The organism is Carnobacteriaceae bacterium zg-84, assembly GCA_013874835.1.
Classification (GTDB): domain Bacteria; phylum Bacillota; class Bacilli; order Lactobacillales; family Aerococcaceae; genus WM01.
Genome location: CP059430.1, coordinates 1,067,667 through 1,081,461 on the forward strand (window position 1 = coordinate 1,067,667; position 13,795 = coordinate 1,081,461).

Genomic DNA, 13,795 nt, shown 5'->3' on the forward strand with positions numbered 1-13,795 from the left:
TAATTTTATGTAGACAAAAAGGCAATTTTCTCTAAATTAAAAGTACGACCAAATAATAAGGAGAAATTGCCTATGTCTAATATAACAGAAATCTTACTACAATTAAAGGATAAAAACATCACATTTGATCATGAAAACATATCAGAATGTGTCATTCGACATAAAAAATCATTAGTCTTATACGGTAAATTAACCTATACACCAGATTGTTGCCCAAATTGTCACGCAACCAATGGCATTGTAAAAAATGGAACACGTCAATCGCGACTGTCTTTATGCCAAATTTCAGGACTAAACGCCTATTTATCACTCACTAAACAACGTTTTTATTGTAAATCCTGTCAATCATCATTTACAGCGAAACACCTATTGTGGATAAGCATTGTTTTATCACAAACCGTTTAAAACAAAAGATAATGGACACTTTAACAGAAACCATTTCAGAAACCTACATCGCTAAACAACACAATGTATCTGTACATACGGTCAGACGTATTGTTGATAAGGTCGCCTCTACTTTAAAAGTAAATCACAACACGCAATTACCTCATCACTATGTTTTGATGAATTCAAGTCAGTAAAATCTTCTGATAGTGCCATGAGTTTTATCTATTGTGATGCACTGACTCATCAACTGATTGACGTTGTACACGACCGTAAATCCAGCACGCTATTAGACTACTTTGCTAGATACGATACCCAGACAAGAAAAGCTGTTAAAACAATTACGATTGATATGTTTCGCCCCTATATTCAGATCCAAGCAAGTATTTCCTAACGCACATATCATTATCGACCCTTTTCATATTGTACAAGCATTAAATCGTGAGTTAACAAAACACAGAGTGCATGTAATGAAAGCTTTACATCAGAACAATCGCCGTTTATACAACAAAATGAAACGTTATTGGAAGTTGTTTTTAAGTAACACAGATACACTAAGTAGTTATCCTTATCACCGTTTTCCACTGTTTGATTGGATGACGCATACACAAGGGATAGTCGATTATTTATTGGAACAAGTCCCCGAACTAAGAGCCACATACGATGTCGTTCATCAATTAAGAGATGCTTTACATAATAGAGATTTTGACCGATTTGAAGAAATACTCATATGGGCTAAACAGGAAGCTATTTCTCCTGGTTTACGTAGAGTATTAAGAACTTCAAAGGGTATTTACCCTATATTAAAAACACCTTTATCTACCATCATTTGACTAATGGTGCACTTGAAGGAATCAATCATAAAATTAAAGTACTTAAGAGAAATGCCTATGGTTATCGTAACTTTTCACATTTTAGAAATCGTATTTTATTCATGTGTAAGTTATATGTACCGTATACCGTACCATCTACTTCACTAGTTGCTTAATAGTTTAAGTCAAAAGTGATGTACGAATAGCTCCTTCCCCCACAACGTAGGGGAAAAGACATGTATCGTGTACATGTCGGTGAGCCGTACATCACTTTGTGACTTAAAAAAAGATAGTGACGTAACATTTGTTACATCACTACCTTTTATGAGTCATCAACCCTATTTGACATAGAGCCCGTTTTTTATTTATTCTTGGTCTAAAACTGGTTTTTCAATAAGAGCTTTCATTGATAAGTTAATTCTACCTTGTTTATCAATTTCAATGACTTTGACACGTACCATTTGTCCTATTTTTAAAACATCTTCAACAGATTTCGTTCTTTCATGAGATATTTCAGAAATATGAACTAGACCGTCTTTTCCTTTTACAATTTCAACAAAGGCGCCAAATTTTCAATACGTTTAACTGTACCTTCATAAATATTGCCTACTTCAACAACATGTGTTAATTCTTCAATAATTTGGATAGCACGCTTAATCATATCCGTATCAGAAGAAGCAATACTCACATTACCCTCTTGGTCAATATCTATTTTAACTCCTGTTTCATCAATAATGGCATTAATGGTTTCTCCACCACGCCCAATGACAACCTTGATTTGATCTGGATGAATTTGTATCATTTCGATTTTCGGTGCATACGGGCTTAATTCTGGTCTAGGTTGTGCAATCGTGCTTGTTAATTCTTCTAAAATTTCCAAACGTGCTTTTTTGGCTTGTGTTAATGCTTCTGTTAAAATTTTGTTCAGTAATACCTTTAATTTTAATATCCATTTGTAAAGCTGTGATACCTTCACTTGTTCCAGCTACTTTAAAGTCCATATCACCTAAGTGATCTTCTAAACCTTGAATATCTGTTAAAACGGTATACTGTCCATTATCCTCATTCATCACCAATCCCATAGCAATTCCGGCAACTGGTGCTTTAATAGGAACACCTGCATCCATTAACGCCAATGTACCGGCACAAATACTTGCTTGTGAACTTGATCCATTTGATTCTAATACTTCAGATACTAAACGAATCGTATATGGAAATTCCTCTGGTGTTGGAATAATTTGTTTTAATGCTCGTTCTCCTAATGCACCATGTCCAATTTCACGGCGTCCTGGACTTCCTGCACGTCCTGTTGAACCAACAGAAAATTGTGGGAAATTATAATGATGAATAAATCTTTTTCCTTCTTCAATACCCAATCCGTCAATGACTTGATGCTCGCCTAATGGTGCTAAAGTTGCTGCCGTTAATGCTTGTGTTTGTCCACGTGTGAATAAGCCTGAACCATGAACACGTGGTAATAAAGCAACTTCTGAAGATAGTGGACGAATTTCATCAATTTTACGACCGTCTGGTCTTACTTTATCTTCTGTAATTAAGCGACGTACTTCATCTTTTTCTAAATCATAAACAATTTGACGAATTTCTTTAGCAATACGCTCAATTTCTTCATGTTCTGCATATTTTTCTTCAAAGAATAAAATAGCTTCTTCTTTAACTGCTTCAATATTTGCTTCACGTGCTAATTTTTCTTCGGTTTGAATAGCTGTTAACATTTTATCTTTAAATAAGTCTTGTGCTTCTTTAACAAGGTCTTCATCTAATGTCAACAAGTCAATATCCATTTTTTCTTTACCAACAGCTTGTGTGATTTCTTCTTGGAATTGAACAAGTGCTTTAATAGCTTCATGTCCATATAGTAAGGCATGCAACATGTCTTCTTCTGAAACTTCTTTTGCACTACTTTCTACCATATTGATAGCCGTCTTTGTTCCTGCAACAGATAGTTCAATATCACTGTTTTCTTTTTGAGCAACTGTTGGGTTAATAACATATTCACCATTAACACGTCCAACATCAACTCCTGCAATTGGCCCGTCAAATGGAATATCAGAAATACATAAAGCTAAAGAAGAACCAAACATTGCTGCCATTTCTGGAGAACAATCTTGTTCTACAGATAATACTGTATTAGTAATTTGTACTTCATTTCTAAATCCGTCTGCAAACATTGGACGGATCGGTCTATCAATTAAACGTGCTGTTAAAGTTGCACTCTCACTTGGACGACCTTCACGTTTAATAAAGCCTCCTGGCATTTTACCAACGGCATACATTTTTTCATTATAGTTTACAGTTAGCGGGAAAAAATCTCCTGTTGTGGCTGATTTTGAACAAACAACCGCTGTCAACACAACTGTATCTCCATAACGAACTAAAACAGCACCATTTGCTTGTTTGGCTAATTGCCCTACTTCAACTTTTAATGGACGATTTGCCCACATCGTTTCAAAAACTTGTTTTGTCATATTTATTCCTCTATCTTTCTGCCACGCTACTAAACAAAGAACAGTCAATCAATTGTCATTCACTCTTCTTTGCATAGTAGTCTAGTGGCTACTTAAAATGAGCTTACATAGGATAGGCGGTACTCCAAAATGGAATACCGCCTAAACAATACTGATTAACGACGTAAGCCTAAACGTTGAATCAATTCACGGTAACGTTGAATATCTTTGTTACGTAAGTACGCTAACAAGTGACGACGATGACCGATTTTTTTCATCATACCACGAGCTGAATGGAAGTCTTTTTTGTGAACACGTGCATGTTCGTTTAAAGCGTTAATTTCAGCTGTTAACACTGCGATTTGTACTTCTGGAGAACCTGTATCTCCTTCGTGTGTTGCGTATGCTTTGATGATTTCAGTTTTTTGTTCTTTAGAAATTGCCATTTCTAACACCTCTTTCTTTAAAATTGCCCTATGCCGAGTAAATCGTTGGTGATACGCATTTACCAAGTATAAGGTTCGTGTAGATACACACTATCATTTTACGTAATGAAATATCATTTGTCAAACAAAATCATTGGTCTTTCTTATGAAAATAACCCTCTTTTTATGGCTCTTCGTCAAATTGTGTTGGTGGAGAGAAATAGTGAGTATGTTGGTAGTGAATGGCATTAACCATTCACTACCTTTTTCACATTCTTTTTCTGCCACTGAGAATGGTGTTGTATGATTAAAATACGCAATCTAAAATAAGAAAAACGTCTGTAGCCATAGGCAATCCGTTTGATGACTTTAATATGATTGTTGATAGCTTCTGTGATACCGTTTGAATAAGGTGTGGTAAAAGCTTGATAAATACCATTCTGATAGGTTTTAAAAATATCAAATTTCTTTCTAAACCACTCTGGTAATGACGGGTCAATATGATGAATAACCTCCATAAATGACTCAAAATCTCGCTGTCTATAAGCATATCTCAACTCTTGTACAAACTCATATGCTTGTTTTAAAACAGGACTATAGTCTAATAATCTATCCAGGATTTGTGCGTGTGTCAGATATGTTTTAAAGGATTGGTGATAGTGATAGTCTGTATCATTTACATCAAAGGCATCTTTTAATAATAATTTCCAGTATTTCTTTAAGTGTTTATAAGCCTTTTCTTCTTTTTTAAAGGTGTTCATTTCTTTTATACGTAGTGTATTTAAATTCCGATGTATATGTTGTATGATATGAAATCTATCTGTGACAATAACGGCATTAGGAAAAACCTTCTGAATAAGTTTGCCATAATTGGCATTCATATCCATAACAAGATAGCGAACGCTATGTCTTGCTTTTTTAGAAAATTGTTTAAAATAAGTGATTAAATGGTCTAATTGGCGACTAGGTAACACATCAATAATACGGTGCGTCAATCCGTCTACACAGATAAAACTCATCTTCCCTAAATGAGATGTCACAGACTTAAATTCGTCGATACATAGTACCTTAGGTAGATAATGAAAAGACGGTTTAACTTGTTTTGTATATTTATCTAAGACACGTTGTACGGTCACATCAGATACAAAGTGGTCTTGGCAGATATGTTTTCTTGAAATATTTTTCGTTAAATCAAGTGCAATAAGTTGTTTTAATTCTTTAGAAATACAACAATGTTTATCGACTAAAGAACACGAAGAAGAACAGGTTTTTAGACACGTTTTACAGCGATAACGGGTTCTTTTAAGAAGTAAAACAGTTTTGATTTGTCTAAACTTTGGTAATAATGTTTTCGTTTGATATGTCCCATGTTTGATGAGTGTTTTAGCATGACAATGTGGACAGGTGTGGCAAGGCTTTGTCCAAGTACCTTTAATAAAGTGGTGTGGAATACCATTTATTGTTTTTTCTTCTAACCAATGTTCATCAGCTATGAAAGATTTATCTGTTAATGTCAATAATTTTTTTGTATAATAATCCATGAGAAATACCTCCTTGTTTAATTGTGGTGATTTAATCATACAGGTATTTCTCTTTTTTTGTCCACTTTTATATACAAAATCGTGTTGGTGGATTATTCCCACCAACACGATTTATTATAGAGCCCTTTTTATTCTATATCATGCTAAAGTTCATCATCTATAAAACTCACTAATTTCTGACTTTATTGATTTAATAATAAAATTAGTTCTATTTATAAAATAAAACGTGTTTCCGGATTTATCCGTCAACACGTTTTTTATATGACGCGTATAAAAGCGTAATACCTGTATAAGAGGCGATAAACACAACAAGTACTTTTAATTGATTTACATCAATATTCGTTAAAAAGAACCCTGCTGTTAATACCCCAAGTACACCACCAACAATAATGCCAGGAACGCCAGGCCAATTGACACGTCCTGATAAAATAAATTGTTTGGCTCCTGCTGTCATAATCATAGCTGCATTTAACATCATAACAGGTAAAGCAACGGCAGGACTAATTCCCATGAGTGAGAAGAAAATCAATTCTGGAGCGTAATTTCCTAAGCCCATACTCATGAGCATACCAATACCAAAGTCAAAAATGGCACCTATCAATAAATTGATACCGTACAATCCTCTTATATCATCGTTTAAATCGGCACCCGGATTGGTTATCATACGATATACCATAAAAAAAGCAGCTAAAAGCAATAAAGAACCTAAAATGCGTTGGACTTTAGACGTATTCCAATGCTGTGTTACGCGTACTCCAACAAATGCTCCTAAAAAAGCAGATAAAGCCATGACAATGAGTGTCCATAAATCGACTTTAACAATTGTAATAAATAAAAGTGCTTCTGTTAAAACAGGAATAACATGAGCTGTTGTCATAGTGGCTGGTATTTTACGGTCATCTTCTACTAATTTTGTTAGTTTAAAAAGTGTTGTTGTCGTTGCAAAAGTTCCTATTCCTAATGTATCCAATAAATCCGTTAAATAACCAATACCAAATCCTGTCCAAAACTTTTTTGTTAATGATATTTTATGTTTTTTTGTATAAGAAAACATAATAAACAAAAACCAAAAAATTAAACAGATAAGTAAAATTTGAATGCTATGCAATAATAGTTGATTTTCCATGAACGTATTGTAATACGAAATCTTTATTTCGTAAACTGTTTTTTATTTATTTTTACAAAAAATAAAGTCGTCATCTTGCTCTAAGATGACGACTATTATCGAAACAAAATTAAATCTTTATTATCTTGCACTTTAAAATTCACTAATAATAAAAATCCAATACATAATGAAGCTAACATCACTAAATAAAAGCTACTATATCCATAATATGTAATAAGAAATCCACCAATAAATTGCCATAATACAGCCGATAAACTACCTAATGTTGCAACAATTGATAAAGCACTAAATTGATATTCATTTGGTATAATTGTACGTACTACTTTTAAATTGGTCATAATAAACGTCATTCCAACGGTATGTTTAAACAATAAAGTAGCGATAATTTTAATGGGTAAAATCGCCAATAAGCCATAAGCTAAAAACTGTACCATAAGAGAAATATACAATAAAGTAAGTAAATGTTTATTTTTCATTTTATCCATAAATAAATGTGAAAAGAAAACGAGCGGCATTTCACAAAGAACAGCAAATGAAACAACAGTCATACTTACCGTTTCATTTAATCCACTTTGCTGTAACATTGCTGGAATATGCGTTCCAGATACACTTAATGTGCCATAAAAAATAGATGCAATAATCAAATACATCGTATATTGCTTATTACCAAATAGCGTCGCTTTATAATTAGATTGATTTGTCTGTATACTTAATGTATCTACATTATTTTTTGTAAATAACATACCACATACTGATAGAAGCATCGTTAAACAGAATAAAAAATAAATAAACGATGCTCCTATGTATTGATTAACCAAACCTGCTAATTGTGCACCAATCGCAAAACCAATCGTCCCCCAAATACGTAGTGTTCCATATCTAAAACGACTTGTTGTTGCTGTTTTCTCAATAGCTGGGTTCACACCATTCATCAATAAAAAAACAATGGCATACATTATCGCCATAAAGAAAACATCATTTAAAAAAGAAAATACTAATCCAAATAAAGCCGATAAACTCAACAAAATCGTATTTAACAATTTAATATTAAAACGGTCACTTAAATAGCCAATAATAGGTTGTGTTGCCATACCTGCAATTAAACCTGATGACACAATAATGGATACATCCACACTTGTATAGCCTTTATTCAATACAAATAGATGTAAATGCTGTGAATAATGCATACGAGGCATAGTAGAAAAAATACATGGTGAAGTAACTAAAATAACTATCTTTTATTTTCAACTTTATTCTCCCGTTTAAAACACTTTGTTTCTTGTAAGCTCATAAAATCAATACAAGAAACAATCGTGTTTATTTTAATTTGAACAACCACTTTGCACGGTGCAAAGTGGTTGTTTAGATTATTTTACTAATTCATAGATTGCTTCTGCATAAATCGCACATGCTCTGAATAAATCATCTAAATCAATAAATTCATTCGCTTGGTGCATTGTATCAATGCTGTGTGGGAACATCGCTCCATATGCAACACCACGTTTTAGTAAACGTCCATATGTTCCACCACCGATTGTTTTCTCAACACCTTTATGCCCTGTATGTTTTTCATATACATCAAGTAATGTTTTCACAAGTGGATCACTTGCAGGAACATAGTGAGGTATTTGAGATTTACCGGCTGTCACAACAACATTAAAGTCAACCAATGCTTTTTCAGCTCCAGCTTTAATTTCTTCAGCTGTAATACCTTGTGGATAACGGAAGTTTAACAATACTTTTCCACCATTTTCATTATATGTGAATACTCCTGGATTCATTGTCAATTCACCCATGACTTTATCTGTATATGTTAAACCTAATTTTTCTCCATAATGTTCCAAATGTAATGTTTGTTCAATAAAGGATAAAAAGTTTTTATCATGCCCTTCAAAATGATATTGATTTAAGAATACAGCTAAATAAGTACCTGCATTCACACCATTCATCGGTGCCATCCCATGAGATGCTTTTCCGACAACATCAATTCTTACTGTATTATCTTTTTTAGATAAAGTAGCTGTAATTGGGTATTTGTTGACAAATGCATCTAAATCTTTTTGTAATGTTTCGATAGATACAGGTGTGACGAATAAAGCTGAAGCATCTTGTGGTACCATATTTTCACGTAAACCTGCTTCAAAAGACACTAATTTTGTATCCGCTTGGCTTGGTGCATTTTTAACACTGACGTGTAATGTTAAAATACCTTTTTCTCCATTGATAATTGGGAAATCAGCATCAGGAGAAAAACCAAAATCTGGCGTTCTCTCAACTTCTAAGTAGCGGGTCATACATTTCCAACCACTCTCTTCATCTGTTCCAATAATCAAGCGTATGTTTTAGACACAGGTAAACCTAATTCTTTAATCATTTTAATAGCATAGTAAGCAGCCACTGTTGGTCCTTTATCATCACTTGAACCACGTGCGTATAAACGATTATCTTTAATTGTTGGTGTAAATGGATCTGTATCCCCCTGTTCCAACAGGTACTACATCAACATGTCCAAAAACCCCCATCAATTCTTCACCTTGTCCAAACTCAATATGACCAGCTAAATTATCTACATTTTTTGTGATAAAACCATCACGTTCACCAATAGCCAAAAACGCCTCTAATGCTTTTCTTGGCCCAGGACCTACAGGTGCATCTTCTGTTGCTAAATCGTCATTACGAACACTATCAATACTTAATAAAGCATTTAAATCTGCCAATAAGTCATCTTTTCTTTTTGCTACTTCTTCTGTCCAATTTATTGTCATTCCATAACCTCCTAATCATTGGCATTATTATATCATAATCATTTTGAACACTCTATACATTTACTCAATCTAGCCATAATTCAACTGGACAATGATCAGAGCCTAATACATCTTCACGAATCACCACATCTTTAACATGTGACATAAATTCTTTTGCTACGATAAAATAATCAATTCTCCATCCGATATTTCTTTTTCTAGCTTGATTCATATAGCTCCACCATGTGTAAGCACCTGTTTTGTCTGGATAAAAAGCACGAAAACTATCAACATAGTTCGCTTTTAGTACACAATCAAATTTTTCACGTTCTTCTTTTGTGAAACCTGCATTGCCAATATTTGTTTTTGGATTTGCCAAATCAATTTCTCGATGCGCCACATTTAAATCCCCACAAAAGACAATAGGTTTTTTCTTATTTAGTGCGTTAATATAATTTAAAAAATCATCTTCCCATTGTTGACGGTAAACTAATCGTGTCAAATCACGCTTTGCATTCGGCGTATAAACTGTGACAAGATAATATGTATCAAACTCGAGTGTAATCACACGCCCCTCTTGATCATGTTCTTCTTTATCAATACCATAAAACACTGACAATGGTTTTATTTTCGTTAAAATAGCTGTACCAGAATAACCTTTTTTACAGCACTATTCCAATAGACATGATAACCAAAGTCAGAAAATGGATAATCAACATCTGTTATTAGAGCTTTCACTTCTTGTAAGCACATAATATCTGGCATACTTTCTTGTAAATAGTCTTGTAAAACACCTTTTGTTAAAACGGAACGAACACCGTTCACATTCCACGTTGTTATTTTCATAGATAACCTCTTCTATTTTAAAATATTTTCTATTTTATCTCTATCAAATAAAAAAAGCCACCTTTAAGTAAGGTGACTTTTTTATGATTATAATTTTACAACGTTTACTGCTTGAGGGCCACGAGCGCCTTCACCGATTTCAAATTCAACTTCTTGACCTTCTTCTAATGTACGGTAACCGTCTGTTTGGATTGCTGTAAAGTGTACGAATACATCTTCGCCACCTTCACGAGAAATAAACCCGAATCCTTTTTCTGCATTAAACCATTTTACTGTTCCTTTTTCCATTGGAAATCCTCCTGTTGTGCACGTGCACAGTTTATTATATCTTTTGTAGCCGGTGCCAACTGTCGTAAACACAAAATGATTTAAACTTACAATTACCCGAAAAGTCTAACAAAAAACATTATAGTTAATGTAACATACTTTTTTCTAAAAGTACAGAGAAAAATATAATTTTTTAAAAAAATGTTCGATTTAGTATGTATATTTTTCTTTTTCATGTTCTAATAATTCTATTTTCAAAGAAATACCTGCTCGAAAGCCACCTAAGTAACCGTTTTTACCTAAAATACGATGACAAGGAATCATCATTAAAATTGGATTTTTACCAATCGCATTTGCAACTGCTCTGACACTTTTAGGTTTATTGATAAGACAAGCAATATCCGTATAAGTTGCCGTCGAACCAAATGGAACAGATAATAAGGCTTTCCAAACCTCTATTTGAAATGGTGTACCACGTAAATCAAATACGACATCAAATACGGTACGTTTCTTTGTAAAATATTCCATTAGTTGTTGTACATATATATTTGTTTTTTCATCACATTTTATAGCTTGATAAAGTTGTACATAAAACGGGCTTATATCAATAGAAACTAAGCCTTTTTCTGACACAACTATATAATAAGTATGCATACGATAAAAAATTGTGCTGTAATACATGAATGCCTCCTTTAAAACGAAATAGTTGAAAGTAATATATGTATATTGTAGACTATAGTCATTATTTATGAAAGAAGGTAATCACATGGTTGAATTTGCTTATAAAAACCCGACAAAACTTATTTTTGGAAAAAATAAAATCTCTCAATTAAAAAAAGAACTTGAACAATATGGAAAACGTCTATTATTAGTCTATGGTGGTGGTAGTATTAAACGTACTGGTTTATACGATTCTATCATGACAGAATTAGAGGGTTTTGATGTTTTTGAATTAAGCGGTGTTGAACCAAACCCACGTGTTACAACAGCTCAAAAAGGTGCTGATATGATTAAAGAACACAAGATTGACGTGGTTTTAGCTGTTGGTGGTGGTAGTGTCATTGATTGTACAAAATTGATTGTTGCTGCTGCTTATTATGACGGTCCCGCTTGGGATATTGTTATTGGTAAACATAAACCAACACAAGCTGTGCCATTTGGTACGATTTTAACACTTGCTGCAACAGGTTCAGAAATGAATTCTGGTAGTGTGATTACAAATATTGACACAAATGAAAAATTAGGTTGGGGAAATCCTCTTGTTTATCCTGCTTTTTCTATTTTAGATCCTACATACACATTCACTTTACCTGAACATCAAACTGTAAATGGTATTGTAGACATGATGAGTCACTTAATTGAACAATACTTTAACGAAGCTACAAACACAACTGTTCAAGACGGTATGATTGAAGGTGTTTTACGTGCCATTATTGAAACTGCACCAAAAGTGATTGATAATCCAACAGATTATGATGCACGAGAAACACTTATGCTAGCTGGAACAGTTGCATTAAATGGTTCTTTACGTTGGGGATATAGTGGTGACTGGAGTACGCATAATATCGAACACGCTGTTAGTGCTTATTATGATATTGCACATGCACAAGGTTTAGCCATTATCATGCCAAACTGGATGTCATATGTCATGCCTAAACACGTGGATCGTTTTGAGAAATTTGCAAAAAATGTATTTGGCATTCAAAAAGAAACAGCCTTTGATACAGCAAAAGCTGGGATTGATGCACTTCGTGCTTTTTGGACAAGTTTAAATGCACCAAGTACTTTAGCTCAAGTTGAGATTGATGATACAAAATTAAAAGAAATGACAGAGCATTGCATGATTTATGGTACTTTTGGTCGTTTAGAACCATTAGGCTATGATGATGCACTTGCCATTTTGAAGATGAGTTTATAAATAAAAGTACCTCATTTTTATTATAAAATTCATTCTAACACCTAAAAACAGGAAAAGCGAAGTCAACATATTACCGTGTTGACTTCGCTTTTTGACTTTTGGGACAACTTACTAATACAATTTGACAAAGTTTTTTATTTAGCGTCTAAAATAACCTCTTTTAGATGCATCAGTTTTGTGATGAAATCATTATACGGAACAGAAATATTGTTTTGTTTCCCAAGTTTTGCAATATAGCCATTCAAATAATCAATTTCTGTTAAGCGACGGTTTTTCACTAAATCTTGGTACATAGATGTATAATGGTCTTTTACTTTTAATGTTGCCTGCAAGACAAACGCAAGCAATTCTTCTAAATCAAAATCAATATTTTGTGTGCGAGCGACTTCTACAAATTCTTCGGTTAGATGTCTAACAACCTCCTTACCATTTTCTTGTAATAAATATTCTCCTAAATTACATTCTAAAAGAGCTGTAGCTGCATTAGAGCAACAATTCACACATGCTTTTTTCCAAATGGCATGCATCACATTATCACTATATTGTGCATTTAAATTTGCTTGATTAAAAATATGTACAATCTGTTCAACGCTTTCTTTTAATGTGTCATCTAGTACAGCATTTTGCAAAGTAATATTACCAACACCATGTAACAATACATGCCCTGCTTCTTTTAATTGTGCCGTCCAAATGGTTGTCCCTAACACGATATTTTCTTTTGGTATATACTTTTCAAAAATAGTATGATGTCCTAACCCATTTAATAAAGAGATAACACGGGTATTTTGATGACAATATGTTTTTACATCTTTTAAGACATTCTCTAATGCCATTGATTTTGTTAATGGGATAATGACATCAAAAGTATTGGTTACTTCTTCAGGATAATAAATGGGAATTGGTACACATTCTTCAATACCATTATAATCGACATATAAGCCACTTTTTTTAATTTTCTCGACATGGTCTTTCCATGTATCGACCAATGTGACATTCTCCCCTGCTTTCATTAACTGATAACCAATACGACACCCTAAAGCACCTGCACCAAAAATTGCAAACTTCATAGTATCCTCCTTTTCTTATATACCTATAGCATTTCAAAAACATTTGTTTAACACGATTAGCATATAGAAAAACGAGCTTTGTGTCAACATGAACATTTTATTCATATAAAAAATATCTCTACAACTATTTTGATACCTTTTTCATAAGACATTGTATTTTAATCATGCTCCATTTACACCAACACGATTTAACGACGAAT

The 13,795-nt window shown here is 33.3% G+C and carries 8 protein-coding genes and 4 pseudogenes; 2 read left to right on the forward strand and 10 right to left on the reverse strand.

What is annotated here, in order from left to right; all coding sequences use genetic code 11:
• Nucleotides 1–72: 72 nt before the first annotated feature.
• Nucleotides 73–1,372, forward strand: a pseudogene (locus tag H1220_05000) (ISL3 family transposase).
• 189 nt (nt 1,373–1,561) lie between these two features.
• Here the strand turns inward: H1220_05000 and pnp are convergent.
• From pnp to H1220_05045, 9 genes and pseudogenes are all read right to left on the reverse strand, one after another.
• A pseudogene (gene pnp, locus H1220_05005) lies at nt 1,562–3,682 on the reverse strand (polyribonucleotide nucleotidyltransferase).
• Nucleotides 3,683–3,837: 155 nt separating this feature from the next.
• On the reverse strand, nt 3,838–4,107 hold the full coding sequence (gene rpsO / locus H1220_05010) for a 30S ribosomal protein S15 (GenBank protein QMI85099.1): 270 nt from the start codon (nt 4,105–4,107) through the stop codon (nt 3,838–3,840).
• Between the two features lie 227 nt (nt 4,108–4,334).
• Nucleotides 4,335–5,735, reverse strand: a complete 1,401-nt coding sequence (locus H1220_05015) for an ISL3 family transposase (protein QMI85100.1) — start codon at nt 5,733–5,735, stop codon at nt 4,335–4,337.
• A 130-nt stretch (nt 5,736–5,865) separates the two neighbouring features.
• Nucleotides 5,866–6,753, reverse strand: coding sequence for a sulfite exporter TauE/SafE family protein (locus H1220_05020; GenBank protein QMI85101.1), 888 nt, complete (start codon nt 6,751–6,753; stop codon nt 5,866–5,868).
• Between the two features lie 95 nt (nt 6,754–6,848).
• Nucleotides 6,849–7,940 (reverse strand): MFS transporter, encoded by a 1,092-nt coding sequence (locus H1220_05025; GenBank protein QMI85102.1) that lies wholly within the window; start codon nt 7,938–7,940, stop codon nt 6,849–6,851.
• A gap of 180 nt (nt 7,941–8,120) precedes the next feature.
• Nucleotides 8,121–9,518: pseudogene (gene pepV / locus H1220_05030) on the reverse strand (dipeptidase PepV).
• 64 nt (nt 9,519–9,582) lie between these two features.
• A pseudogene (gene xth / locus H1220_05035) lies at nt 9,583–10,343 on the reverse strand (exodeoxyribonuclease III).
• Between the two features lie 87 nt (nt 10,344–10,430).
• Nucleotides 10,431–10,631 carry a cold-shock protein gene (locus H1220_05040; protein QMI85103.1) on the reverse strand — a complete coding sequence of 67 codons (201 nt, stop codon included), beginning with the start codon at nt 10,629–10,631 and terminating at the stop codon, nt 10,431–10,433.
• A gap of 189 nt (nt 10,632–10,820) precedes the next feature.
• Complete coding sequence (locus H1220_05045; GenBank protein ID QMI85104.1) at nt 10,821–11,291, reverse strand: methylated-DNA--[protein]-cysteine S-methyltransferase; 471 nt, start codon at nt 11,289–11,291, stop codon at nt 10,821–10,823.
• Between the two features lie 85 nt (nt 11,292–11,376).
• On the opposite strand from H1220_05045, the gene H1220_05050 reads away from it, so the two are divergent.
• Nucleotides 11,377–12,528: an iron-containing alcohol dehydrogenase gene (locus tag H1220_05050; protein QMI85105.1), complete on the forward strand. Its 1,152-nt coding sequence runs from the start codon at nt 11,377–11,379 to the stop codon at nt 12,526–12,528.
• A 134-nt stretch (nt 12,529–12,662) separates the two neighbouring features.
• Here H1220_05050 and H1220_05055 read toward each other — a convergent pair whose 3' ends face one another.
• Complete coding sequence (locus H1220_05055) at nt 12,663–13,595, reverse strand: 2-dehydropantoate 2-reductase (GenBank protein QMI85106.1); 933 nt, start codon at nt 13,593–13,595, stop codon at nt 12,663–12,665.
• Between the last annotated feature and the right edge of the window lie 200 nt (nt 13,596–13,795).